This is a genomic window from Cylindrospermum sp. FACHB-282, assembly GCF_014697195.1.
In the GTDB taxonomy this organism is placed as follows: domain Bacteria; phylum Cyanobacteriota; class Cyanobacteriia; order Cyanobacteriales; family Nostocaceae; genus Cylindrospermum.
Genome location: NZ_JACJRJ010000009.1, coordinates 72,046 through 95,476 on the forward strand (window position 1 = coordinate 72,046; position 23,431 = coordinate 95,476).

The following is a 23,431-nucleotide window of genomic DNA, read 5'->3' on the forward strand; positions in this document are numbered from 1 at the left end:
AATCTTAATCCGTGCGTTAGGCGTGCGTTAGGGAACGCACCCTACAGGTAAAATGTGTCCTCTGATGCATCAAATTTATATATTCAGCAATCTCTCTAATTCTTGTTTAATAGATAGCGGTTGATAACCTAATGCAAAAGCTTGAGAACTATCTAAGGAAATATCCGCCGGTCTGGGTGCTGCCATTTTTACATCTTCTTGTCGGCAAGATTTAAGCTTCTCAACGGGGAGTTGAAATACTTCGACTAATAACCGCCCAAATTCATAACGAGATATTCTTTCTTTACCGCCTAAATGAATGTAACCGTTCACCTTTTCTAATACTAATAATATTCCTTCTGCCGCAGTTGTAGCACTTACTGGTGTGCGAAATTCATCTATAAATAAACTTAGTTCTTTTCCCTCTTTTAATATTTGGATAAATGGCTGAATAAAGCTTTTAGCTGTTGGTGTTTCTCTGCCAAACATTAACGGCATTCGGCAAACTGTGGTTAGGGGATATCTTGCTAACATACCTTGTTCAGCTTGGACTTTTTGCTCACCGTAAATGTTGACAGGAGAAACGATATCTGTTTCCCGATAAGGTGCATTTAAACCATCAAAAACTAAGTCGGTTGAGGTGAAAGCGCAAGGAATCCCGTAATCGGCACAAAGTCCAGCAATGTTGCAAGATGTGGTGACGTTAATTATATATGATTCTTGGGGATGAAGTTGACAGTAATTCGGTTGAGATTGGGCGGCTGTATGAATAACTGCTGTTGGTTGAATTTGACTAAATATGCTTTTCAATTCCTGAAAGTCTGTTAAGTTAACTTTCAGCATTTTGATGCCAGGAATTTCTAGAGAATGGAATAAATATGTGCCATAAACTTCCCATTCTTGCTTGGCTAACTGGCAAAGATGCCATCCTAAGAAACCACTAGCACCAGTGATTAAGAGTTTTTTCATATTTAATTTAGAACCATATTTATAGACGTTGCATGCAAAGTCTCTACTATAATTTAATTAATTCTTGAAACCGCTTGTCGTCGCGAATTTTATCAAAGTCTGGGTCAGTTTTTGCTAATTTCTGGTATTTATTAGGAGCTAATTGAATGGCTTTGTTTAGGTTCTCAATGGCTTGATCTGCATTGCTTTGCAAAGCATAGGAACAAGCTTTGTTATAATACGCTTCGTCTAAGTCAGGTTTGATGGCGATCGCTTTGTCATATGATGCGATCGCTTCGGAGTAGCGTTTTAACTCACTAAGGGCATTACCTCGGTTAATCCAGGCTTCATATTTGTCAGGTTTGATGGCGATCGCTTTATCATAAGATGCGATCGCTTCGGAGTAGCGTTTTAACTCACTAAGGTCATTACCTCGGTTAATCCAGGCTTCATATTTGTCAGGTTTGATGGCGATCGCTTTATCATAAGATGCGATCGCTTCGGAGTAGCGTTTTAACTCACTAAGGTCATTACCTCGGTTAATCCAGGCTTCATATTTGTCAGGTTTGATGGCGATCGCTTTATCATAAGATGCGATCGCTTCGGAGTAGCGTTTTAACTCACTAAGGTCATTACCTCGGTTAATCCAGGCTTCATATTTGTCAGGTTTGATGGCGATCGCTTTGTCATATGATGTGATCGCATCTGAGTAGCGTTTTAACTCACTAAGGGCAAAACCTCGGTTATTCCAAGCTTGATGCAAGTCAGGTTTGATGGCGATCGCTTTCTCGTATGATGCGATCGCTTCGGAGTAACGTTGTAACTGACGTAGGGCATTACCTCGGTTATACCAAGCTTGATAGTAGTCAGGTTTGATGGCGATCGCTCTTTCATATGATGCGATCGCTTGCTGATAGTTTTGCTGAACAAAGTAATCATTACCCTCATTGAAAAATTCCTCCGCCTTTTGGGCAGCTTCTGACTCTGTGAGAGTAGGGAGAGCATTTGCCAAATCAACATTTATCGGCATACCCCATTTGAATATCCCAACTGCATCAACTGCTTGGGAATTTGCACCTGTTGTAAAATGCTGTTGTCTTCGGGGTGTTTTACCTTGGAGTTTGGCAATCAGTTCTGTACCTTGTCCTAGTTTGTCGCCATAGTTGATTAAAACTACGCTTTCTGTGGCTTGTTTAACAATGTCTCTCGCTGTCTTGGGGTGGTGACAACTGGTGAGAGATAGGGCGATAAAATTCAAGCCGACAAAGCTAGTCAACCAGCGACAAGATATCATGCTGTACCTGATAATTTTGATTTGATATCTATTCTATAGTGTTAGATTTTTATTTTTATAAAGAATAAACTTTTAGCCCTAACGACTAGAAGTCGCGGCACTTTCCGCAAAGTCCACAAGACAAGGACTAATAGAATCAGGAAATTTTGAGTCTGCGGAGGCAGACTTTGTTCTTGTAGCCGCGATTTCTAATCGTCTGGCATTTTTGCTATTTTATTAATTCTTGAAACCGCTTATCACCACGTACTTTATCAAAGTCTGGGTCGGTTTTTGCTAGTTTCTGGTATTTATTAGGAACCAATTTGATGGCTTTGTCTAGGTTCTCAATGGCTTCATCTACATTGCTTTGTAAAGCATAAGAGCAAGCTTTGTTATAGTATGCGGCGTGCAAATTTGGCTTGATGGCGATCGCTTTGTCGTATGATCCCAGGGCTTCTTTGTACTGTTGCAATTTTGCCATGGCTATGCCTCGGTTAATCAAAGCTTCATACTTGTTTGGTTTGATGGCGATCGCTTTGTTGTAGGCTGTAACTGCATCTTGGTAGCGTTGCAAAGATGTTAAGCTATTACCACGGTTATACCAAGCTTCATCTTTGTTCGGTTGAATGGCAATCGCTTTGTCGTAGGATGCTAAAGCTTCTGGATAGCTTTGCAAAGCTGTTAAAGCATTCCCTCGGTTAATCCAAGTTTCCGCGTTTCCGGGTTTAATGGCGATCGCTTTGTCATAGAATGCGATCGCTTCTTCAAACCTTTGGCTGTCTAATAAATTATTGCCTTGAGTAAATAAATCTCTGGCTTTTTGACTAGCCTGTGCTTCTGTCAGCAGTTGAGCAACATTAGTTTCTTGCACAACTTGCTTGATATTTTCTGTCGATGAAATCGCCGAATCACCACAGCTACATATAACCAAACTGATAACGCTAGAGGCAACGAAGCCGCGCCAAACGACCATCTTATACCTACAGAACTCGTACTACAAGGCTAAAACCTCACTGGTTTTTCAAATATTAGCAAAATATATAAACTTTTATCAATTATTTTTTTTATTTCACAGAAAAAAGTTATTTTTTAAGTAAGCATGAAGCAAAATCATCATATCATATTTAGGCTTAGAAAAGCAATTACTGTGGTTTGAGCTTAGTTGATGATTTGTGAGACTAACTGTAAAAATTTTAGATCGGGAATTGACTATTTGAGATCAAGCGGCAAGATATAATTAAAAATTAAAAATCCAAATTAACCAAATTACTGCCCTAAAATTAACTGCGGAATTAAAAATATGCCTGGGGCAGGCTACGGGTAAGGGTGGCTTCTCTGAAAGAGGCATAAAAAGCTTATATTATCAGCTTTTGTGTGATTTTGAATGATTAGTTTAATTTTAAAAAATTGAATTTTGAATTGTTTAATTACACCGTGCTGTACTAGTAACTGAGGCAAAAAATTTGAGATTGGGGAAATGAAGTCAAAGCCAAAATCCGAAATTCTGAGATTGAATTGCCCAATACCCAATACCCAGAGGGGTACTGAGTTTCCCAATCTCCTGTACACCTTAGTTACTGGCAATTAAGATTAAACAGATGTAGCACTAAGCCTGCTGGGTAAGAATAGAAACCATGTCGATTGAATCTAACTCAAACAATCTACCAGCACCAGAACCCAGTCGGGAAGATGACTTGCAACCAGATGACTTTGCTCCTGAAGCAAGTCATAATAACTTGACCCCAGAAGGGCTGGCTAAAAAACAAGCCTTAGGGGTAATTGCGTCTTTGCAATCTCCCCAGAATACAGTGGCCCTTAAACAAGCCCGTTCTAGCCTTCAGGAACACCCTAGCAATCAATTTGCAGCTCAACCAAGGGCATTAGTAATTACCCTAGTAGCGATCGCCATCACTGTGATCGGTTTAGCCATCAATAACTCGATTGTGGGGGTTTTGGGAATCCTGGTAACTTTGCTGTTATCCCTGGCAATGCTGTTACCTTGGTTGCAACAGACATTAAAATCGTGGTTTTCACCCCAAGATATAACCATACTGGTGGCTTTGTTGGGACTGATAGTAGCCATTATCGGCTTGGTAAAATTTACTGGTGCAGGCGATCGCCTATTGGTTTGGGGAAGCAAGATTAACTGGGACGTTGCTGGTACCCTAGCGGATTGGTTTGGTGCCCTAGGGCAAATTCTCATTGCCATCATCGCCGTTTACGTTGCTTGGCGACAATACGTGATTTCCAAAGACTTGACAATTCAGCAAAACCTGCTGACGGCACAGCAAAATATCATCACCCAGCAGCAGACAATTGATTCCTATTTCCAAGGCATTTCCGACTTAGTATTAGATGAAGAAGGATTATTAGAAGACTGGCCCCAAGAAAGAGCCATAGCCGAAGGACGCACCGCCGCCATTTTTAGCAGTGTTGATGGTAGTGGCAAAGCGAAAATACTCCGCTTTCTCTCTCGTTCCAAATTACTCTCACCCCTAAAACGCGATCGCCGTTTAGGCAGACCAATTCTCAACGGCATAGGGGGGTACGCCGAAGACCGTCTAGAAGGTGTGCGCGTCATTGACATAGGGGTAATGTTAGCGGGAGCAGACCTTTCTGACAACGATTTGCGTTGGACTGATCTAAGTGAAGCCAATCTTGTCCGTGCAAATTTAAGCGGTTGCGACTTAGTCAAAGCCAACCTCTCCCGCACCATTTTATATGATGCCAACCTCAGCGGTGCTGACCTCAACGGCATTCGTATATATTATGGTTCCTTAGAAAAAGCATCACCCCGTAGTCGCACTCAAGCCCCAGACTATGAAACCGGCGAACACACAGGTGCTGTAGTAGAAAATGCCGATTTCAGCAATGTACAGCGGATGTCTGATACTACCCGATGCTACTGCTGTGCCTGGGGTGGTGAAAAAACCAGACTCACCATTCCCGGCGGTTGTGAAGGCATTCCCAATAAATTGGGGAGATAATAAAATTATGGGTATCCAAATTGGTGCAAGTTTTTTTACAAGGAGGCAACCCCTATAATAAGGGACTTTTTATAGGTGAATAAATCTTCAATAACCTCTGCATCATCATCAGACAACTCAGAAAAACAAAGTAACTCAATCCGCACAATCGGCGATATCATGACGTAATTCTGATTGAGGAAAGCATCCGAGAATAATTTAGAAACTGTCTCATCTCCTGCCAAATAGTAAATAAGAATATTCGTATCATAGAGATAGTTCATTCCCATTCACCACGTACAGCATTCAGATGAGCCAACATCTTCTCTTTTTGATGCTGAAGAATTCCCTTAGCCTGAGCAACCTTCCCGTAATCCCGTTGCAATGACACTAAAACAGACTCTGGTAAATCTAATGTGATCGAATCCTCATCTTCAGAAACGAGATAACGCTTAGGAATAGTTACTAAAGGCATAACCACCACTCCTGATGTTGACTTGATAAACCCATTATTAACCGAATCTCTCCCTATCAAACCAAAAAAGGTGCAAACGTTTGAGGGAGGGATATTCGGTGGTTAGGGTAAAGTCAGAATTTCCACGCCATCTTCGGTCACTGCTAAGGTATGCTCAAATTGTGCTGAAAGTTTGCGATCGCGAGTCACAGCAGTCCAGCCATCATTCAGCATCTCCACTTCATAACTACCCTCATTAATCATCGGCTCAATAGTAAACACCATCCCTGGTCTTAGACGCTTACCCTTATCCCGCGTACCATAGTGAGGAACATCCGGCGCAGTGTGAAAAATATTGCTGATGCCATGTCCGACGAAATCGCGCACCACAGAAAAACCCTGTGCCTCAGCATACTCTTGAATAGCTGCACCAATATCCCCAATACGTCCCCCTGGTTTCACCTCAGCAATACCCAAGCTGAGACACTTTTGTGTTACCTCCACCAGTTTTTTTGCAGTTGGGGAAGGAGTCCCGACTAGGAATGTTTTAGATGTATCACCGTGGTAGCCATCGACAATCGGTGTAACATCGATATTAATAATGTCGCCTTCCTTGAGGATTTGTTTGGCATTAGGAATACCGTGACAGATCACCTCATTCACACTGGTACAAATTGACTTGGGATAGCCCTTATAACCTAAAGGTGCGCTTTTAGCACCTTGAGCTTGCGTCCAACGTTCAGCCTCATCATTGAGTTGGAGAGTACTCACCCCTGGCTTCACCAACGGTTCTAGATGTTGTAGCAACTTTGCAGCCAAGCGTCCAGCCTGACGCATTTTGTCCAGTTCTCGTTGGGATAAAATCACAATTAGCTCGGTTTTCATGGAATTTGATTTACTGCTCTTCTGTTAAAAATATAGTTAAACCCGTCTGTGCTGCACGGCGAGCAGCATCAGCTACCTTCAGGGCGTACAAACTCTCAGTAGCCGTAACGTACAAGGGAGTGCCATCAAAAAGATGATCCAACACCATGCTTGTATCTTTGGCAAATAAACCCCGACGAGTACCAACCTCAATCGGCGTTGTTTCCCCTGGCTGGACTAAAAGACCTGTGTCACCATCAAAAACTAAACCCCCCTTTTCCCCATGAACTTCAAATTTGCGTTCTGACTGCCAAAGGGTTTCGCCCTTACCATAGATCACTTGTGCTAACAACCCACTTTCAAAACACAGTTGAGTCATGCAAAAACAGGTTTGGTAATATTCTGCTTCTGTTTCCCAATATCGCTGATGACAGTTAACCGTCAAAACTTTGCCAAACAAATTGGTGAGGCGATGCAACCGGGAAAGCGCTCCTATCAAGGGAAAGCCGAAAAGTTCATGGTGATAAGTCCACTTGCGGGGTGCGGGATGTTGGGGATTAATCGTGCTGTAGCGAACATAAAATAAATCGCCTATTTTGGCTAAGTGCTGCTTCAAAGCTTGATGTAAGCCGCCCAAGAGTTCAATGTGTTCGACGTGCAGTAGTTTGTTTTGGGCTTTGGCTAAGGCAATGAGTTCTTTAGCTTCCTTTAGATCCACAGAAAGGGGATACTCTACAACCACATGTTTGCCGCTAACAAGTGCTGCGCGGGCAATTTTACCATGATCTCGATTAACAGTAGAGATTACCACCAGATCCACATCTTCACGCTCTACCATCTGTTGCCAAGAACTCATCACCTCAGTCTGGAATTCTTTGGCAAAAGCTGCTGTTTTTTCAGGGGTATGACCCACAATCGCTACTAGATGCAAACGCTCATCATGCAACAATGCCTCGGCCCTTAACTTTGCTGCATACCCGGTACCAACTAAACCCACCCGCACTCTTGACTTAGACAAAGGTGCCTCGGAATTATACATGATCCTCTGTTAGCAAAATAGTTACTGTTGATTATCGTAAATCTATGCCCACTAATTCTACTTTTTTCTGGGTAGAAACTGGTTCTATTTCGATTTTCAAGGAGAGCAACCACCTGTCAGCTTGATAAAAAACATTAACAGATAGGGAGTTTGGGGTAGTGTAGAATATATTCTGACAGTTATGGCAACAATCTCTGAACTGGCAAAAAACTAAAGCCCTGCAAAGATTTCATTGCCGTTTCCCTAGTCGTTTTTTGCATAATAAAAACTTATCGGTAATAACTAACTAAATTTCATTACTAATCGGGGTCGATTTCCAGTTACATCCTTTAACTTTTCCCGTAGTATCAGAATTGAAGCAAATTTGAACCTGCGACCACTCCCATAAGAGTAGCCGTACTATTTGCTTTAAGATAACTTATACTGCTGTTTGAAAAAGAGAGGATTACTAAATGGCTACTTACAAAGTGAGACTGATCCACGAAGCCGAAGGTTTAGATACAACAATTGACGTTGAGGACGATACCTATATTCTAGACGCGGCCGAAGAAGCTGGTCTTGACCTGCCCTACTCTTGCCGCGCTGGTGCTTGCTCGACCTGTGCAGGTAAAATTACATCGGGTACCGTTGACCAGTCTGATCAGTCATTCTTAGATGACGACCAGATAGAAGCTGGATATGTACTAACTTGTGTTGCCTACCCAGCCTCTGACTGTACAATCGAAACCCACAAAGAAGAAGATCTTTACTAAAAGTTTAGCTTAAAAAGTAGAAGCCTCTCACCTACCCGATAGGGAGGTGATGAGATGAATACGAGTGAGTTGACGACAGTTCTCCGACCAATGCCCCAGGCGAGGGAGGAGAACAGGTCCCAAACGAACAAATCTTATTCTTCTCTCTTTGTGATACGATTCGATTGATAGGTGTAATCCAATTAAATGCTGAAAAGCAGCCTATTAAAATAAAAGCTAATTGTTTGGATCAACCAAAGAACCGTGGGGCGCACGGTCTTAAAGCTCAGTCAATGTCTTCAAAGAAGAGTCCCTGAGAGAGCTTACACTCACCCGAACGCGGAGTGTGTGGAGTACGTCACAAGCCTCAACAATAAACCTGCCTGAAAAATTAGGCACAAGGCAAGCTGAAAGTATTCGGATGAGTGGGTCTAGCAAGCTTACTTGATTTTCATAGAAAGGGATTAGGGGCAATGGGTATTGGTATTGGTAATTGGGAAAAAGGAGGAGACAAGAATGAAACTTCTCCAATAATTCCCCCTTCCAGACCCCAGATCCCAATCCCTTTTTCGGTTAGCTATGGTTTAATGTCTCGCTCTAGGATTTTAATTTGAGTGCCGGGATAATAGAACTGGAGGATTTTCGGACTTGACCAACCTAGCTTGGCTAAATTTTGAGCACCAGTTTGACTTAAGCCGACTCCATGTCCGAGTCCACCGCCAATAAAGGCATATCCCCACAGTTCTGGTTGGCCTTTATTTAGGGGTTGTAGGTAAAAAAGTGTGCTTACAGGAGCCGCAAAGGCACTACGCACTTCGTCTTTGTGTAGGCTAAAAGTGCCGATATCAGTTTTGACTGCCAGTTCCAGAATGCGCCCGCTTTGACTGCGCTTGACTACAGCTATGCCCTGAATGCTTTTGAGTTTGGAGTATGGGCTGTTTTTTACGCGCAAAAATTTTTGCATGTCCTTGGTAATATTTTCTAGGCTGGTTTCTTTGCGCCAACGAAATACACCCCAGCTGCTTTCATTAAATCCTGTTTTCATACTGATAAACTGCTGGAAGTTTTTTTCATCTGCTAAACTCTGCCCAGATAAGTTCCAAATATTCATCGGTGCATCGACTACTGGCCTGAGATAGGGACGATCCGCACCATTCCAGACATCACTGAAGTTGGCGGTGACGCCGCCTGTGGTAGAAGAATACAGAGCATCCACTAACTCGTTTTGATAAGTTAGTACCATGCTCCTTGTGGCGGCGATCGCTCGGTCTGTGCTTGCCGCAGCTCCCTGTAGTCCCTCATAGACTTGGCAGTGGGTATCAGCACATAACTGATAGTCGTCTATAGCAAATCTACGGATATTACGCAGGGCGTAGGTGCGGGCAATTATCGCCTGGGCTTCCATGGCTGAAGCAGGGGCACTGATACCAATTTCATAGGGCAATACCCCGCGCACATAGGTTTCTAGGGGGACTTGATTAACCAGAGTATAAGTACCGTAGGCGTTTGGCTGCAAATTCATCCGCCCAGCGTAAAGGCGATCGCTTTCCGGTTTTTCGCCTTGATTCACCCGAATCAAGTTTTTGTTAGTGCTAATGGACAGATAATTTTGTTGGTAGCGCCTGCCATTGACTACCCAACTAACTCGCGGCACTTGTTGGAGTATTTTAGTATCGAGGTAGGCAATTTTCTGGCCAGATGCTTCTATGCTTTGCAATAATAAGCGTCGCAGTAAGGGAGTGCTATAGACATCCCGTTTCGCCCAGACTTGCCAACGTTCTGGTTGGGCTATTTCTACCTTTATTCCCTGAGAACGCCAATTTTGGGCACTGTCTTCAGCGGTTTCAAAGGTGCGGTAGTTACCCAAAACCACTACTTCCTCAATTACTGGTTGGGGTAAAGCCTCCATGGCTGTCTCCAGCTTGATCGGGTTTTGGGTGATTAGGGTTTCCTGCCTATTACCTACCGGAAATGTTAGTTTTAAGCGATCGCCTTTTGTCGGTGCCAGTTGCAGCTTATTCGTAGGTCTGTCACCAAATCGCTGCACAATTCCAATTCTCAGTTCCATATCCTGGGAGTTGCTCACAGGCCCTGAGGCAGCTGTCAGCCCCATTAAGCAAAATGTCGTCAGTGCAGTGTAGGAACAACGCCAGAAGAAGATTTTCATGAAAAGTTGATTTTGTCCCTTGGGAAAAACCTGTCCAAAATTGGTCAGTCTTTGCTTTTTGGCGGCTTTGAGAATCTCGTTTTCACCGTAGATATTGGGTGATGCCGGAAAAAAGCACCGAGTTAGCGCATCTAACGAATAGATTTTGGATAAGGCTGACCAATTTTGGATAACTTTAATGAAACCCCCAGTGCGGCGTTGAGGAGGATTTTCAATTGGCTTTGTAATGTAGTGGTTTTGTCGCATGAACGCTCTAATGATACCATTACCCGTTTCGCACCGAACACTTGCAAATCGAAGTCAGAATGACTATGATTTATCTAAAGTCATAAAAAAGAACTAATCAGCAGAGCTCCCTATGGTTAGAGTACAAGAAATTCCATTAAATCAGATTAATCGGCCCTTGCCGCGTCAGAACGATGCACATAAAGTACAAACCTTAATGGAATCGATAGCGGCAATTGGGCAGCAAGAACCCATAGAGGTACTAGAAGTAGATGGACGGTATTATGGCTTTTCTGGTTGCCATCGCTATGAAGCTTGCCAACGTTTAGGCCAATTTACCATCTTAGCCAGAGTTCGCAGAGCTACCCGGAGCGTTCTTAAAATGCACATGGCATGAGTCAAACCCCTGATGGGAGATATCTGAAACCAAGTCGATTTAGTAAAAACAGCCTGGATGCTAAAAAGTTCGCCAGAAGATTGATTTCTCATGCATAAAAGGAATTGGCATTGGGGATAATGAATAATGTCCTCTGCCAAATTACAAGATTACCCGGTACGCGTAAAGCGAGCGTGTCTTTAGACCTGAGAGTGTCAACAATTCCTGACTATGCATGACAGCTTAAATTCCCAAAATTCCCAAATTGACTTCACCCACCAGTTGCAAGATTTAATGCAACGGGTGGGTATTTCTAGTTTTAAATCACTGAGTCGCGCTGCTGGCGTTTCAGAGCGTCAAATTTTGCGGTTACGGCGCGGATTGCTAGGGCAGATGCAGGTGGATGGGCTGCTAAAGCTCTCACAAGTGCTACAAGTCTCATTGAGTGAATTAGTAGCAACTTTCTCCGTACCAAGTACTGTTGACGTAGCTAAAATCACCCAATTTTCAGGTAGTGAGCAGGAATTATTACAACAAATTACAGTTTTGCAAAAAGAGTACCAGGGAATATTGCTAGTCTTGGAACAGCAGCGAGAGGTATTACTGCAAGAATTTCAACAGTCGAGTTTGCAATTGTTGGAGTCTTTTCTGTTGTCTTGGCCGACAGCAGTGCAAAAAGCCCAGGAAAATCCCCAATTCGAGGCGATAAAATTAGTAATGTTGGTGCAAAAGCCCCTAGAAACCTTGTTACAGGCGTGGGGAGTCAAAGCGATCGCACCTGTAGGAGCAGAACTACCATACAATCCCCAATTGCACCAATTGATGGAGGGAATTGCACAACCAGGGGAAATAGTTAAGGTACGTTATACTGGCTACCATCAAGGAGAGAAGCTGCTTTATCGAGCCAAGGTGAGTCCTGTGTAAATATTTAGATTTTGATAAGTAACCTAATTGATGTTTTTAAATTAATTATTAACACTTATAATTTAAGATAGGATTTTACATCCAAAAGCACTATTTCTATAAATTTACTAGACTTGAGAATAATAAAACAGCATAGTCAAGAGCCTCATAGAACTGCTATTCGAGGCTCAGTACAACTAACTTCCAGGGATGGGAGGGTTAAATTTAAATTTAGCCTTTGTCACAGGCACACATGAGAATTTTGACCAAGAAATTAAGATTTTACGCATTGGTCAAAGCCTTGCTGTCAACGAATAGTATTGATTGAGAATCAGTTTTGACCATAGGCAAGGTGCTTATATAAACTAAAATTCTGGTTGACTGAATATTTCAGGCAAATTTTATTCAAAACTTCTTAAAGTGTGATGCCTAAAAGGTGGAAAGTGGGTTTAAGAGCTTACAAATAGGACTTCGCGTATGAACAATAAGAATACCCCCGACCAATCACAAGAAGCCGTTAGCAATTATCCGCCCTCAAACCAGCCGGAAAATTTCTCTGTTGCCTTTCTGCTGCAAATCATCAACGCTGCTGAAGATCCGATTTTTGTTAAAGATTGCCAACATCGCTGGGTGCTGTTAAATGATGCTTTCTGTAATTTATTAGGGCGTTCTCGAGAAGAACTGATCGGCAAGTCAGATTATGAGTTTTTTCCCAAAGCTGAAGCTGATGTGTTTTGGGAAAAAGATGAATTGGTTTTGACCACAGGCATTACCAATGAAAATGAAGAATATTTGACCAATACTCTAGGTGTGGTGCATGTTATCTCTACTAAAAAATGGTTATTTGTGGATAATGCAGGTAATAAATTTCTAGTTGGTTCTATTCGAGAAAGTACAAAGTATCGGCAGGTGGAAGCTGAATTACATGCCTCCAAACAGATGCTGCAACTAGTAATGGATAATATTCCCCAGGCAATTTTTTGGAAAGACCGTAATTCAGTATATTTGGGTTGCAACCAGAACTTTGCGATTGTGGCGGGGGTAAATTCCCCAGAGAACATTGTGGGTAAGACAGACTATGAGTTGGCATGGAAAAAGGAAGAGGCTGACTGGTATCAAGAATGCGATCGCCGTGTGATGGAGTCTCAGACACCGGAATATAGTTTAATTGAAACCCAATTGCAAGCAGATGGCCGACAGCGGTGGGTAGAAACCAATAGAATACTGCTTCACGATCAGGGGGGTAATATCATTGGCATTCTTGGTAATTTTACAGATATCACAACTCGCAAAGAAGCAGAATTAGCCCTACAGCAATTAAATAATCAACTGGAGAACAGAGTAGAGGAACGCACTGCCGAACTCAGTCGTGCAATTGACAGATTGGAGCAAGAAATCAGCGATCGCCAGGCCGCCCTACGGGAACTCACCTTGTTAGAAACGCAACAGCGATCCTCACAACAACTGTTGCAGCAGGTGATGGATAACATTCCCCAGTTAATTTTTTGGAAAGACCTTAAGTCAGTATATCTAGGCTGTAACCAGAACTTTGCCCGGGTTGCCGGTGTGAATTCGCCAGAGCATCTTGTGGGTTTAACTGACTATGATTTGCCTTGGACAAACAAAGAGTCTGACTGGCGTCGTTCATGCGATCGCCGTGTAATGGAGTCAGGTATAGCAGAACTGCACATGATTGAAACCCAACAACAAGCTGATGGCAAGCTGAGTTGGGCAGATACTAATAGAATTCCACTGCGCGACGCTCAAGGCAATGTGGTAGGTATCCTTGGTACTTACGAAGATATCACCGAGCGCAAACGAACTGAAGAAGCCCTACATCAAAGTCAGGCCAACTTCCAAAAGCTATCGGCAAACGTGCCGGGAATGCTCTACCAATTTGTACTGCATTCCGATGGCTCTATCTCCTTCGCTTATGTTAATTCTGGTTCCTACGAACTATTCGGGTTGACACCAGAGGAACTTCTGGCAAATGCTTACTCGCTAATGTCACTCATCCATCCAGATGAATTTCAGGACTTTCAAGCATCCATTGTTGTTTCTGCCCAAACCTTGGAACCGTGGCGGTGGGAAAGGCGACTGCTTTTTCCTAGCGGACAAATCAAATGGGTAAAGGCTGCATCCCGTCCAGAACAGCAAGCCGATGGGTCAGTGATCTGGGATGGTCTAGTAATGGACATAACCCCGATTAAGCAAGCAGAGGCGGCACTACAGCAAGCTTATGCAGAACTAGAAAGACGAGTAGAAGAGCGTACTAAAGAATTGGCACGCAGTAACGAGGCGCTACAGGCTGAGATTACCGAACGGCAACAGATAGAAATAGAATTGAGGGCTTCCCAGCAAAGATTAGCCTTGTTGGTTCAACAAACACCAATAGGTGTGATTGAATGGAATACCAACTTTGAGATTCAGGAATGGAATCCGGCGGCAGAAAAAATTTTTGGATACAGCAAAAGTGAAGTTCTGGGTTGTAATTTTACCTTTTTAGTTCCTGATGCTTCTAGAGAATATGTAGATTTAGTAATGGCTGCTCTGTTGGAAAGACAAGGCGAAATTTTGGGTGTCAATGAAAATCTGACAAAAGACAATAGGGTAATTACTTGCGAATGGTATAACAACTCCTTAGTAGCTGACAATGGTGAAGTGATTAGTATTGCCTCAATAGTGCTTGATATCACAGAGCGCAAACTGGCAGAAACTCAGCTAAAACAGCAGGCAGAAGACTTAGAAACAGCCATACTTGAACTCCAGCACACTCAAATACAGCTGATCCAAAGCGAGAAAATGTCTGGTCTAGGGCAACTGGTAGCAGGTGTTGCTCATGAAATAAACAACCCTGTCAACTTCATTTACGGCAACCTCACTCATGCCAACGAATACATCCGAGATTTAATGAAACTGGTCAAACTCTACCAGCAACACTATTCCGATCCCATACGGGAAATTCAGGAACTAGTAACAGAGATAGACCTAGGATTTATGATCGATGACTTGCCAAAACTCCTCAAGTCTATCGAAATTGGGGCACAGCGGATTCGGGAAATTGTAGTATCCCTACGCACCTTTTCCCGCATGGATGAAGCTGATATGAAACAGGTGAATATTCATGAGGGTATTGATAGTACCCTCATGATTTTAGAACATCGGATTAAAGCTACACCTGTCCGCTGCGAAATTCAGGTGGTCAAAGAATACAGTAAACTGCCATTGGTGGAATGTTATGCGGGGCAACTCAACCAAGTCTTTATGAATATTTTGGCAAATGCAATTGATGCTATAGAAGAGTCGATGAACGCTAACAAATTAAATGGCAATCCTCAGATTCATATTCGCACTCAATTAGTAGATGCAAATCAAGTCAGAATTAGCATTGCTGATAACGGAGGGGGAATTACAGAGGAAGTTAAAAATCGACTATTTGATCCATTCTTTACCACAAAGCCCATTGGAAAAGGTACTGGCATGGGGCTATCCATTAGCTACCAAATTATCTCCCAACGGCATGGCGGCTCTTTAGAATGTTTTTCCCAGCTAGGGAATGGTTCTGAGTTTGTAATTACTATCCCTTTACATCAATGATAACTTTATAAAGAAACTTGTCTAGACAAGTCTTCAGTTTTTAATGTTCACTAAAAACTTTCATAAATATTTTCATTTGTACTCAATCAGGTTTTCCAGGTCAGGTGATAATTATAGATTAAGCCTGAGTAATTATAAATAAAATAATCTTAAATATTGGAGAAGTGAAAATTGAGAATTTATCTACTAAGCTTGGGACATGAATACTCTCTGAATTTTATATGGTGAGCATTTTTGAAATGTCTTATGATTGGTATATACTAGCAAAATCAGAACATTGTTGACGCTAATTAGAGTGACCTATTATGAGACAGCAGGTGAAAGTTATTAAACTCAGCGGAAATTTAAACGCCAGCACTTCACAAGAATTTCGGCAAACGATTACAGAAACTCTCGAAATTGGCGTAAAAATTGTGTTAGTTGATTGTCAAGATGTAACCTTTATGGATAGTTCTGGTTTAGGTGCTTTGGTGTTAGCTTTCAAAACCCTGCGGGCAGCAGATACCAAGCTGGTTCTCTGCTCAATTAATGAGCAAGTCAGGATATTATTTGAATTGACTAGTATGGATAAGGTCTTTGAGATATTTCCTAGTCAAGATGCATTTAATAGGATTGTACTATCCGCCAATTAATTAATCAAATTTAATCTGAAGGATAGATAAATCATCATCAAAAGCCTCTTTGGAGTTTAAATTGATTAGGTAATTCAGTATATGATTGAGTTGATAATCAGTGGGATGCTGTAAGCTAACTAGTAGCTGAATAAAAGCATCCAGACTCCAAAGTGTGCCATTTGATTTAGTAATCTCATAAGCACCGTCACTAAAAATATAAAGGGTACTGCATTTTTCAATATGACAAAACCCATCAACATATTTGGCTTCTGGAAACATACCAACTGGCATACCGGGGGTTTTTAAGAGTTTTACTTCAGCACTATTTGAAGATTTACCAGATACTAATACTGCTGGTGGATGACCGGCACTGGCATAAATTAATTGGCGATTGACTCGGTTATAAACTCCATACCAGATAGTAAAGTATTTGTCATTTTGATAACTCATCTGGAAGGTTTCATTCAAAGCTGCCAGCACATTACTTGGTTGATAGTAATTCAAACTTTTGAGCGCACGAGAACGGAGTAGATTTAGGACTGAAATAGAGGGAAGAGTGGCTCTGAGACCATGTCCGGCTGTATCCAGCAAGTAAATTGCCAGATAATCAGAATCTAGCCAGTAGTAATCAAAACAATCACCGCCAAGTTGTCGTGAGGGAATGAATCGGGAATCGATGCTCAAGGGTGCAGTCACGGGGAGAGGCAGAAGGGATCGCACGTATTCTGCTGCTTCTGCCAGTTCTGTTTCTAACAGTAGCTTTTGGGTTTGTAAATCTCGACTCAACTGATGTAGCCGTAATCCTGCTCTTACCCGCGCTTGCAATTCATTTTGCTCGATGGGTTTAGAGATAAAATCATCAGCACCTGCATCTAATCCCTTGACACGATCAGCAACTGAAACCAAAGATGTTAATAAAATAAAGAATGTGGTGGATAAACTAGGGTCACGCTTAATCCGGTGGCAGACTTCTAGACCATTCAATCCCGGCATAATCCAATCACAAATAATTAGTGCTGGATGGCTGAGGCTCGCTTTGACAATTCCTTCTTCTCCGTTACTGGCAGCGACTACATCATAGCCCTGTTTTTCTAACATCCTTTTTAGGAGTATTTGTATGGAAAGATCATCATCAATTACTAGTATTTGAAACATAATAACCAGGGAAATGCTAATTAATATTTTGTAGAAGAATAAAAATAAAAAGAAAGTAAGGACTAATGGGTTAGTAGTACCTCTATGTCCATAGCAGTCACCCATTATCCATGACTCAGCGACTTCCAGACCTTTGGAGAGCCATTACATATTATGGCGGTGAGAGAGGATTCAACCACAAAAGCATAGCGCGTTTTAGCTGAGTCAAGTCACGGTATACTTCTTGCTTGAACCATTGCCCTAGGGCGTCAAAGGGGGTGAAAGATACTCCTGGTTGCCATTTAATATCCTGACCTAAAGGTGTGGTATGAGTTCCAGGCAATGTTTGCACTGTCACCATCTCAGGAAAGCGTGCTTGTAATATTTTGGTTAAGGCTACTGATTGGTCGATGGTATCATTGCTAAATTTTATTAATAAATTGCGTCGGATTTGATAGCGTTCTTGCACAAGCTGGTTAGTTTCCAAGGGTGTGGGGGTAAACTCGATTGCCAAAGTAGAATTTAACTGTTCTACTAAGGGGATAGCTTCCTTGGCAGCGTAGTTGTTGAAGGATATTAAAATATTACCTGCGCGTTCGACTTCAAATAAGCTACCAATAAGCAAGTGGAGTTTGCAGCCCATACTGTGCCCGACGCCGTAAATTGGGAGATATAGCTTGCGTAATTCTCCAGTATCATGTAAGAGTTCTCTGGTGCGCTCGAAGTTTAGCAGCGCAGATTTAGCGATCGCTTGATGATCCAAGGTGTTAACAAAAGGCGTAGCAATGACAACATATCCTTTGCTGGCCAAGTGTTCTAGTAACCAGCGGTAAGTCAGGTGGGGTGCGGTGGCGACAAATGCTCCTCCTAGGAAGTGGATTATACCGATGGGATTGCGGGGAATGACTACCCAGTTGCCTCTGATTTCTTTCCAGTCCATACCGATGTGCGATCGCTTGATTGATATTCTTTAATGTTAGTCCGGGGATCGCAACGGTGGGGTGGATGCCGGAAAAAGCTGGTTTTTGCCATCCCTCTCTCCTGTCTACTTCCTTGAGGCACATTCACCCAGAGTATTAGTTTTAACCCTGACTTTGCAATCTTTTCATTTCATATTGCACATCTAAAGCAATTTGCAGCGCCTCATTTAATAATCTTCCATGTTCAGTCGCCTGCTCATTAACTTGCATTGCTGTTAAAGTTGCTAAATTATTCACAAAAAGCTCGGTATTACTCAAAATAAAACTCTTATTTTCTCGCAAAATCTTTTCTGTTTTTAAAGCGCGAATTAAATCTACTCTAGTGAGCTTTAGAGCAGCGAGAACTCTATCTCTTTCCTGTATAGCTACATTTGGGTTGCCAGCTTCTTCTATTTGGTCATTAATATCTATTACTTTAATAACAGCATTATATCTATCAACATCATTTAGCAGAATTTGCAGAGAATTTGTCATATTAGATTTGAAAAATTTACGTCTACTCTTCCATACCAAATATAAGATAGTTTGTGTAACCCCACCAACCCACAGACCAAATATTATTAACAATAGCCAGGATGGAATTGTGATCCAGGTAGCAAATAGTTTGATAATTAACTCAAATAGTAGATAGGTAAAAGCAAATGTAGAAAATCCAATAAAAACTACAGTAGGACCTTCAGTACCTTTAACTTTTGCTATCAATCTTTTGCCAAACTTTTTCAGAGGATGAGTAATTATAATCAATTCATTATTCACAGGCAAATTAGTCAATTGTTGCAGTTCCTTTTGACTAATCTCCAAACCTTGTAAATCATCCCGCACAGCTTCCCAATCCTTGCCAGAATAGTAATTTAATATAATATAACAATCTACTTTATCAAATTGTGTTCAAGCTGGCATTTTATTCAAACTTTTTCTAGATATAAAATGTTATTTTTGTAGAATCTGCTACTTTTATCTGCGGATAACTAGTTATAGGTTAATGCTAGAGAGAGATGACAGCCAATCAAGTAGCCTGTAAATGTAAATAAACCCACCCGCACCTGCTTTGCTCTATAATTGCCAAATAAAGGCTCTCTGTAGAGACAGGGCTAAATAACTATTCTAGCCAGGGGAACGTCTAGCAGCAACACTTAGGTTGAGAATAACTTCAAGCCTCTGGGTTAACTACTGGCGAATTCCTTTAAGAAATACTGTTCTAGCCTCAATTATGGATGGTATTAAAACACAACTAGCTAATAAAGATACATCTAACTCTGGGAGCAATTCACTTTGAGTAATTTGCTCATAGTTATCATTTGTGAGGCGATATAGAGATAACTGATTATTTTCCCAAAACCAGACTTCAGTAATTTTAAAGCGCTTGTATTTCTCTAATTTATCAATGCTGCCACTGGTAATATTAACTTCAATTGCTAAATCTGGATTTTCTTTCTTTTCGCCGATATAATAAGATTCATCAGGTTCAAAGGAAGCACCCTTTTCTTTAGCGCGACGGGTGGCGCTACCTACGGGGATAAAGTTTATACCTTTTTCAAAAAAGAAGGCTTCTAGCAAGATAGCCAAAATAGTTTTAATAATTTCATGTTGTTCACCAAGAGTCATAAGTTCTACACACCCATCAAGATAAGTTATCCGTAAACCTGGTGATTGTGCCATTAAGACTTCTATTTTCTCAAATTCTTCCCAAGTGTAATCACCGGGTAGGAGAAACCGCTGTTCTGGGATTGTGGTAATCTGATCTAAAGTTTGTAAAATCATAGCTAAGTGATTGATTCCTACATCATCAATATAGCGCTTTCATCTGGATGAATACAGAATAGCCACCTACCGCAAACATGAAGAGGATGGCGACAGAAAAGACTACTACATCCCTGACAATAAATAAAATCCAATCTTTTCTCAGTTCCTGTTTAGCCTTGAGTTCCCGTAGCTGGCGTTCAAGTTCGGCGTCTGCTTGTGTGTGTAATTTTACTGGTAACAGAACTAGTGGCTTGTCGCCTTTGTTGGCGATTATCTGGGATAAATCTTTTACATCTGCCATGCTGCTAAATACCAACAACTTCCGCCTCAAGTTTTTGGTTCTCGTCTGCAATCCAGATATGCTTGCCATTTTGCTTGGCTTCGACTGCTAACTCCATGAGTGCGATCGCTTTTAACAGTACATCAGCATTGTCTCCGTTAATCTGTTGTGCCAGATTATTTAACGTCTCGTAAAGTTCCGCTGACAAGTCCAGGTTTATTTGTGTGCGTTGCTTTTTCCGCTGTGCAGTCATTTTTATGCCCTCAGAATGTCACTACTTCTATTTTGCCCAAAATCACAGGCAATATCTCACAACAAGCCGCTTTGGGTTTACAGCTTACTGTTTTACTTTAGCTTATCAAGAAAATCTCTCCTTTGATAGATGCAACTTGTTTGATTGTCATATAAATTTAATTGCTTCCTCAGTTGTGTGCTTGTTTTCTTAAACACAAAACTTTTCTCTAAATTTTTCCTGTGAATTAGTCTTTTTGTGCCGATTCATACTGAATTATTATTTCAAAAGCGATAAGCTAATTTGCTCGGTTAATATTTGCTTTATCCGCTAGCCTAACGACTAAAGTCGCGGCTAGATGAACAAAACCAGCCAACCCAGGTTTTAAAATACTGATTTTTTTTGCTTCGTTGTCCGTAGGGTGCGTTCCCTAACGCACAATTTATGCAATCTATTAATTACATAATACCTGATGATATTAGAGTGGTTTAGCTGCTAGAAAGCGTTGTGATTCTGTTCTAATTGCACCTAATTTCTTTACCCTTTGATAGATTGCTGTCGAATGTCTGCTAAATCGGGATGGGGGAATTGGCAAAGCTTTCCCATAGCTGGAGTTTTTGCTAATTGTTTAAATGTTGTTTATGCTGCTATTAAAAAGCGGTCGGAAACGTCTAAACTATCTTCTGCTATATAGGTTGCTAAATCTATCAAGTCGCGGATAACTTGAGGTCTTTTTTTAATTGCAAACATCACGGCTAAATTGAACCTTGACGTTTATTAATTCTTTCACTGACTGCTTGACGGATATCTTCCCAATCTTGAGAAGTCATTTCTGTTGCATTTCCAGAGTTTAATCCTTCCAGGAGCATAGTTTGTAGACGTTCATTTGCTCTCTGTTTTTGGTCTTGTCGCACTAATTCCCGAAAATATTCACTGACGCTGCTATAACCACCTTGAGCTACCTGTTCTTCTATATAAGCTCGCATGGTGTCAGGTAAGGAAATATTCATACTTTTCATGAGGGTTACTTCTTGAATCTGCTTTTCTATATTATGGCAGTTCCTGTCATTTTATGCCATTGGAATGAAAGCAACTATTCAAAAAAGTTGCGTAGGGTGAGATGGTGGGACGGATATCAGCTTATTCAGAAAGCATTTTTAACAACTCTTCTGGCAACATTGCTGGTACTGAAGATGCTACAAAATCAGCTTTGTTTCGTGTTACAATTATTTCTAAACCTGTTGCCATTGCTGCTGCACTTGTCACGGCATCTTCAAAATCTTTAATTGGACTTTTTAAAGCTTGACGAATTACCTCATGTGTAACGCTGGCAATTTGAATATTTTGCAATAAAGTTTCTATTAATTTACGTGCTGTCTCGCTACCAATTTGACGGCGTAAAATATAAAAAATATTTGTAACAGCGTGTCCTGAAACGAAGCCTTGTACTTGTTTTTGCATCACTGTATTTAATGCTCGTGCTGAAGCAACAACAAACGGTTGACGCTGTGCTAAGATATCAAGCAAAACATCGCTATCAAATAATACCCGTTTCAACTATATTTCTTCTCTAGGTAGTTAACATAACTTTCTTCTAGATTCTCTGATTCTAAGCGAATTACACCTATTAGGCTTTGAGTCCAGGGGTCAAGTTCAGATAAAGATTCTAGGTTTAAGTTAGGAGGAATAGAAGAGAGGGTTTCTTGTTGAATTGACGCTAGAACAGTTTGCACAAGGTGCCAGCGTTCTTTAATTGGTAATTTTAATACCTGTTCTTGCAATTCTTGTAATCTAATCATCACTTTGCTGTTAAGTCTATCATTTATATCTTAACAGATCATTGTTACATGATGGCTGGTGATGAGAATATAGGGTTGGTTAGGTGCGTAGGGTGAGAAAATGTGAACAGATACAAATTTTTTGGGTTCTAATCTAGCGGTAGATGGTAAAATATAAAAGCAGAAAAGTAAATATTAATTTCTCCTAGAGGACAAATAAAATGACTATTGAAGAAATTATCATAGATAAAGTAAAAATCTTACCTCCTGACAAGCAACAAGAAGCGTTAGATTTTGTAGAGTTTTTGTTAGCCAAAATGCAAAACCAAGGGTTGTATAATCAACCAAATAAATCAGGAATTTCCGCTTTAAGTCTTGCTCAAGAATACGTTGGTTGTGTTGAAGCAGCCAGTGATTTATCTACTAATAAAGATTATATGGACACACTGTTTTTAATTAGCTCAAAATAGAAGATTTTCAAAAGGATAACTTTGCTTCCAACGATAGGTGTTGAAGTCACGTTGATCTACTGAAAAAATGCGTCCATGTCCTAAATGTTCTGCTAGGATTACTAGGGAAGCATCAGCTAAATCCATTGGAAGATTAGCATATCTTTTCATTAATTCAATAATTCGAGAAGTATGGTGAGCTTCTAAATTAAAAATCGTAAACAATTCTTGTTGCAGACTATTTAAAAAAGTAACTTGAGCTTCAACTCCCTTGCGAGTAAGCAAAAGATAACAGGTTTCTGTGACAACACACCATGTTGTAATTAAAGGTTCATTGTATTGTTTTAAAGCTTGTTTTGCTATTTGGTGGTAGGTGTCTTTTTGATCAATAAGAGCTAACCAAAATCCTGTATCAACGATGATCATATTTATTCGGTAATGTATTAGATAAAACTTCTTTATATGTGGTTGATAAATTTTCTTCCACAGCACAACAACCAATTAATCCAATTTCATCAAACTTTTCATAGAGACTTTTTTCCTGACTATGATTTTCTGGCTCTCGTTGTGGATAACGCTTTTTGAGTAACTGAATAAAATCAAGTAGTAAGATTTGAGCTTCTTCTGGTAAGGTATCAATATCTCTAGATATTTCTTCAATTTTTATTACCATCATTAACTCCTCAATTGAGGATAATT

At 40.9% G+C, this 23,431-nt stretch carries 26 protein-coding genes; 7 read left to right on the plus strand and 19 right to left on the minus strand.

What is annotated here, in order from left to right; all coding sequences use genetic code 11:
- Nucleotides 1–75: 75 nt before the first annotated feature.
- From H6G32_RS06745 to H6G32_RS06755, 3 genes are all read right to left on the minus strand, one after another.
- Nucleotides 76–948 (minus strand): SDR family oxidoreductase, encoded by an 873-nt coding sequence (locus H6G32_RS06745; protein WP_190456399.1) that lies wholly within the window; start codon nucleotides 946–948, stop codon nucleotides 76–78.
- A gap of 46 nt (nucleotides 949–994) precedes the next feature.
- Nucleotides 995–2,221, minus strand: coding sequence for a tetratricopeptide repeat protein (locus H6G32_RS06750; protein ID WP_190456401.1), 1,227 nt, complete (start codon nucleotides 2,219–2,221; stop codon nucleotides 995–997).
- 208 nt (nucleotides 2,222–2,429) lie between these two features.
- Entirely contained in the window at nucleotides 2,430–3,173 is a 744-nt protein-coding gene (locus tag H6G32_RS06755) for a tetratricopeptide repeat protein (RefSeq protein WP_190456403.1), read from the minus strand.
- A gap of 661 nt (nucleotides 3,174–3,834) precedes the next feature.
- Between H6G32_RS06755 and H6G32_RS06760 the strand changes: the two genes are divergently transcribed.
- Nucleotides 3,835–5,187 carry a pentapeptide repeat-containing protein gene (locus H6G32_RS06760; protein WP_190456404.1) on the plus strand — a complete coding sequence of 451 codons (1,353 nt, stop codon included), beginning with the start codon at nucleotides 3,835–3,837 and terminating at the stop codon, nucleotides 5,185–5,187.
- Between the two features lie 259 nt (nucleotides 5,188–5,446).
- On the opposite strand, the gene H6G32_RS06765 is transcribed toward H6G32_RS06760, so the two are convergent.
- The 3 genes from H6G32_RS06765 to H6G32_RS06775 form a co-directional block, all read right to left on the minus strand.
- Nucleotides 5,447–5,641: a hypothetical protein gene (locus H6G32_RS06765; RefSeq protein ID WP_190456407.1), complete on the minus strand. Its 195-nt coding sequence runs from the start codon at nucleotides 5,639–5,641 to the stop codon at nucleotides 5,447–5,449.
- 102 nt (nucleotides 5,642–5,743) lie between these two features.
- Nucleotides 5,744–6,505 carry a type I methionyl aminopeptidase gene (map, locus tag H6G32_RS06770; RefSeq protein ID WP_190456409.1) on the minus strand — a complete coding sequence of 254 codons (762 nt, stop codon included), beginning with the start codon at nucleotides 6,503–6,505 and terminating at the stop codon, nucleotides 5,744–5,746.
- A 10-nt stretch (nucleotides 6,506–6,515) separates the two neighbouring features.
- Nucleotides 6,516–7,523 carry a Gfo/Idh/MocA family protein gene (locus tag H6G32_RS06775; RefSeq protein WP_190456411.1) on the minus strand — a complete coding sequence of 336 codons (1,008 nt, stop codon included), beginning with the start codon at nucleotides 7,521–7,523 and terminating at the stop codon, nucleotides 6,516–6,518.
- A 452-nt stretch (nucleotides 7,524–7,975) separates the two neighbouring features.
- Here H6G32_RS06775 and H6G32_RS06780 point away from each other — a divergent pair, with 452 nt between their 5' ends.
- Entirely contained in the window at nucleotides 7,976–8,275 is a 300-nt protein-coding gene (locus tag H6G32_RS06780) for a ferredoxin (RefSeq protein WP_190456413.1), read from the plus strand.
- Nucleotides 8,276–8,831: 556 nt separating this feature from the next.
- On the opposite strand, the gene H6G32_RS06785 is transcribed toward H6G32_RS06780, so the two are convergent.
- Nucleotides 8,832–10,421 carry a SpoIID/LytB domain-containing protein gene (locus tag H6G32_RS06785; protein WP_190456519.1) on the minus strand — a complete coding sequence of 530 codons (1,590 nt, stop codon included), beginning with the start codon at nucleotides 10,419–10,421 and terminating at the stop codon, nucleotides 8,832–8,834.
- A gap of 358 nt (nucleotides 10,422–10,779) precedes the next feature.
- On the opposite strand from H6G32_RS06785, the gene H6G32_RS06790 reads away from it, so the two are divergent.
- The 4 genes from H6G32_RS06790 to H6G32_RS06805 all read left to right on the plus strand — a co-directional run bounded on the left by H6G32_RS06790 (nucleotide 10,780) and on the right by H6G32_RS06805 (nucleotide 16,154).
- Nucleotides 10,780–11,043: a sulfiredoxin gene (locus H6G32_RS06790; protein WP_190456415.1), complete on the plus strand. Its 264-nt coding sequence runs from the start codon at nucleotides 10,780–10,782 to the stop codon at nucleotides 11,041–11,043.
- A 210-nt stretch (nucleotides 11,044–11,253) separates the two neighbouring features.
- Nucleotides 11,254–11,946 (plus strand): nucleotide exchange factor GrpE, encoded by a 693-nt coding sequence (gene grpE / locus H6G32_RS06795; RefSeq protein WP_190456416.1) that lies wholly within the window; start codon nucleotides 11,254–11,256, stop codon nucleotides 11,944–11,946.
- Between the two features lie 456 nt (nucleotides 11,947–12,402).
- Entirely contained in the window at nucleotides 12,403–15,522 is a 3,120-nt protein-coding gene (locus tag H6G32_RS06800; protein ID WP_190456418.1) for a PAS domain-containing sensor histidine kinase, read from the plus strand.
- A gap of 305 nt (nucleotides 15,523–15,827) precedes the next feature.
- The gene (locus H6G32_RS06805; RefSeq protein WP_190456420.1) at nucleotides 15,828–16,154 is read left to right on the plus strand and encodes an STAS domain-containing protein; all 327 of its coding nucleotides are present in this window, start codon (nucleotides 15,828–15,830) and stop codon (nucleotides 16,152–16,154) included.
- Here the strand turns inward: H6G32_RS06805 and H6G32_RS06810 are convergent, their stop codons facing one another.
- The 10 genes from H6G32_RS06810 to H6G32_RS06850 form a co-directional block, all read right to left on the minus strand.
- Entirely contained in the window at nucleotides 16,155–17,291 is a 1,137-nt protein-coding gene (locus tag H6G32_RS06810; protein ID WP_190456422.1) for a PP2C family protein-serine/threonine phosphatase, read from the minus strand. It abuts the gene before it with no gap.
- 151 nt (nucleotides 17,292–17,442) lie between these two features.
- Nucleotides 17,443–18,210 (minus strand): DUF1350 family protein, encoded by a 768-nt coding sequence (locus H6G32_RS06815; protein ID WP_190456424.1) that lies wholly within the window; start codon nucleotides 18,208–18,210, stop codon nucleotides 17,443–17,445.
- Nucleotides 18,177–18,302 carry a hypothetical protein gene (locus H6G32_RS27050; protein ID WP_255502408.1) on the minus strand — a complete coding sequence of 42 codons (126 nt, stop codon included), beginning with the start codon at nucleotides 18,300–18,302 and terminating at the stop codon, nucleotides 18,177–18,179. The genes H6G32_RS06815 and H6G32_RS27050 overlap by 34 nt, the downstream gene beginning before the upstream one ends.
- A gap of 50 nt (nucleotides 18,303–18,352) precedes the next feature.
- Nucleotides 18,353–19,072: a hypothetical protein gene (locus tag H6G32_RS06820; protein ID WP_190456426.1), complete on the minus strand. Its 720-nt coding sequence runs from the start codon at nucleotides 19,070–19,072 to the stop codon at nucleotides 18,353–18,355.
- A gap of 345 nt (nucleotides 19,073–19,417) precedes the next feature.
- Entirely contained in the window at nucleotides 19,418–20,011 is a 594-nt protein-coding gene (locus tag H6G32_RS06825) for a Uma2 family endonuclease (RefSeq protein WP_190456428.1), read from the minus strand.
- 25 nt (nucleotides 20,012–20,036) lie between these two features.
- A complete protein-coding gene (locus tag H6G32_RS06830) occupies nucleotides 20,037–20,294 on the minus strand; it encodes a hypothetical protein (RefSeq protein WP_190456430.1) in 258 nt (85 codons plus the stop codon).
- A gap of 4 nt (nucleotides 20,295–20,298) precedes the next feature.
- Nucleotides 20,299–20,526, minus strand: coding sequence for a DNA-binding protein (locus H6G32_RS06835; RefSeq protein ID WP_190456432.1), 228 nt, complete (start codon nucleotides 20,524–20,526; stop codon nucleotides 20,299–20,301).
- A gap of 734 nt (nucleotides 20,527–21,260) precedes the next feature.
- Nucleotides 21,261–21,524, minus strand: coding sequence for a type II toxin-antitoxin system ParD family antitoxin (locus H6G32_RS06840; RefSeq protein WP_190456434.1), 264 nt, complete (start codon nucleotides 21,522–21,524; stop codon nucleotides 21,261–21,263).
- Nucleotides 21,525–21,645: 121 nt separating this feature from the next.
- Nucleotides 21,646–22,062, minus strand: a complete 417-nt coding sequence (locus H6G32_RS06845; protein WP_190456436.1) for a PIN domain-containing protein — start codon at nucleotides 22,060–22,062, stop codon at nucleotides 21,646–21,648.
- On the minus strand, nucleotides 22,059–22,304 hold the full coding sequence (locus H6G32_RS06850; protein WP_190456438.1) for a hypothetical protein: 246 nt from the start codon (nucleotides 22,302–22,304) through the stop codon (nucleotides 22,059–22,061). Before H6G32_RS06850 ends, H6G32_RS06845 begins: the two co-directional genes overlap by 4 nt.
- A 200-nt stretch (nucleotides 22,305–22,504) precedes the next feature.
- Here H6G32_RS06850 and H6G32_RS06855 point away from each other — a divergent pair, with 200 nt between their 5' ends.
- On the plus strand, nucleotides 22,505–22,753 hold the full coding sequence (locus H6G32_RS06855) for a DUF2281 domain-containing protein (RefSeq protein ID WP_190456440.1): 249 nt from the start codon (nucleotides 22,505–22,507) through the stop codon (nucleotides 22,751–22,753).
- Here H6G32_RS06855 and H6G32_RS06860 read toward each other — a convergent pair.
- On the minus strand, nucleotides 22,745–23,158 hold the full coding sequence (locus H6G32_RS06860) for a type II toxin-antitoxin system VapC family toxin (RefSeq protein ID WP_190456442.1): 414 nt from the start codon (nucleotides 23,156–23,158) through the stop codon (nucleotides 22,745–22,747). The genes H6G32_RS06855 and H6G32_RS06860 overlap by 9 nt on opposite strands.
- Nucleotides 23,145–23,408, minus strand: a complete 264-nt coding sequence (locus H6G32_RS06865; RefSeq protein WP_304523782.1) for a DUF2281 domain-containing protein — start codon at nucleotides 23,406–23,408, stop codon at nucleotides 23,145–23,147. Before H6G32_RS06865 ends, H6G32_RS06860 begins: the two co-directional genes overlap by 14 nt.
- Nucleotides 23,409–23,431 lie beyond the last annotated feature (23 nt).

What these genes read in the sequence shown, in the direction of transcription:
- H6G32_RS06840 (WP_190456434.1), bottom strand. Translation starts at nt 21,524, where the DNA reads ATGAAAAGTATGAATATTTCCTTACCTGACACCATGCGAGCTTATATA.
- H6G32_RS06800 (WP_190456418.1), top strand. Translation starts at nt 12,403, where the DNA reads ATGAACAATAAGAATACCCCCGACCAATCACAAGAAGCCGTTAGCAAT.
- H6G32_RS06850 (WP_190456438.1), bottom strand. Translation starts at nt 22,304, where the DNA reads ATGATTAGATTACAAGAATTGCAAGAACAGGTATTAAAATTACCAATT.
- H6G32_RS06745 (WP_190456399.1), bottom strand. Translation starts at nt 948, where the DNA reads ATGAAAAAACTCTTAATCACTGGTGCTAGTGGTTTCTTAGGATGGCAT.
- H6G32_RS06825 (WP_190456428.1), bottom strand. Translation starts at nt 20,011, where the DNA reads ATGATTTTACAAACTTTAGATCAGATTACCACAATCCCAGAACAGCGG.
- grpE (WP_190456416.1), top strand. Translation starts at nt 11,254, where the DNA reads ATGCATGACAGCTTAAATTCCCAAAATTCCCAAATTGACTTCACCCAC.
- H6G32_RS06760 (WP_190456404.1), top strand. Translation starts at nt 3,835, where the DNA reads ATGTCGATTGAATCTAACTCAAACAATCTACCAGCACCAGAACCCAGT.
- H6G32_RS27050 (WP_255502408.1), bottom strand. Translation starts at nt 18,302, where the DNA reads ATGGCAAAAACCAGCTTTTTCCGGCATCCACCCCACCGTTGCGATCCC.
- H6G32_RS06865 (WP_304523782.1), bottom strand. Translation starts at nt 23,408, where the DNA reads ATGATGGTAATAAAAATTGAAGAAATATCTAGAGATATTGATACCTTA.
- H6G32_RS06855 (WP_190456440.1), top strand. Translation starts at nt 22,505, where the DNA reads ATGACTATTGAAGAAATTATCATAGATAAAGTAAAAATCTTACCTCCT.
- H6G32_RS06860 (WP_190456442.1), bottom strand. Translation starts at nt 23,158, where the DNA reads ATGATCATCGTTGATACAGGATTTTGGTTAGCTCTTATTGATCAAAAA.
- H6G32_RS06810 (WP_190456422.1), bottom strand. Translation starts at nt 17,291, where the DNA reads ATGTTTCAAATACTAGTAATTGATGATGATCTTTCCATACAAATACTC.
- H6G32_RS06815 (WP_190456424.1), bottom strand. Translation starts at nt 18,210, where the DNA reads ATGGACTGGAAAGAAATCAGAGGCAACTGGGTAGTCATTCCCCGCAAT.
- H6G32_RS06830 (WP_190456430.1), bottom strand. Translation starts at nt 20,294, where the DNA reads ATGGCAGATGTAAAAGATTTATCCCAGATAATCGCCAACAAAGGCGAC.
- H6G32_RS06780 (WP_190456413.1), top strand. Translation starts at nt 7,976, where the DNA reads ATGGCTACTTACAAAGTGAGACTGATCCACGAAGCCGAAGGTTTAGAT.
- H6G32_RS06835 (WP_190456432.1), bottom strand. Translation starts at nt 20,526, where the DNA reads ATGACTGCACAGCGGAAAAAGCAACGCACACAAATAAACCTGGACTTG.
- H6G32_RS06785 (WP_190456519.1), bottom strand. Translation starts at nt 10,421, where the DNA reads ATGAAAATCTTCTTCTGGCGTTGTTCCTACACTGCACTGACGACATTT.
- H6G32_RS06755 (WP_190456403.1), bottom strand. Translation starts at nt 3,173, where the DNA reads ATGGTCGTTTGGCGCGGCTTCGTTGCCTCTAGCGTTATCAGTTTGGTT.
- H6G32_RS06775 (WP_190456411.1), bottom strand. Translation starts at nt 7,523, where the DNA reads ATGTATAATTCCGAGGCACCTTTGTCTAAGTCAAGAGTGCGGGTGGGT.
- H6G32_RS06805 (WP_190456420.1), top strand. Translation starts at nt 15,828, where the DNA reads ATGAGACAGCAGGTGAAAGTTATTAAACTCAGCGGAAATTTAAACGCC.
- H6G32_RS06750 (WP_190456401.1), bottom strand. Translation starts at nt 2,221, where the DNA reads ATGATATCTTGTCGCTGGTTGACTAGCTTTGTCGGCTTGAATTTTATC.
- H6G32_RS06765 (WP_190456407.1), bottom strand. Translation starts at nt 5,641, where the DNA reads ATGCCTTTAGTAACTATTCCTAAGCGTTATCTCGTTTCTGAAGATGAG.
- H6G32_RS06790 (WP_190456415.1), top strand. Translation starts at nt 10,780, where the DNA reads ATGGTTAGAGTACAAGAAATTCCATTAAATCAGATTAATCGGCCCTTG.
- map (WP_190456409.1), bottom strand. Translation starts at nt 6,505, where the DNA reads ATGAAAACCGAGCTAATTGTGATTTTATCCCAACGAGAACTGGACAAA.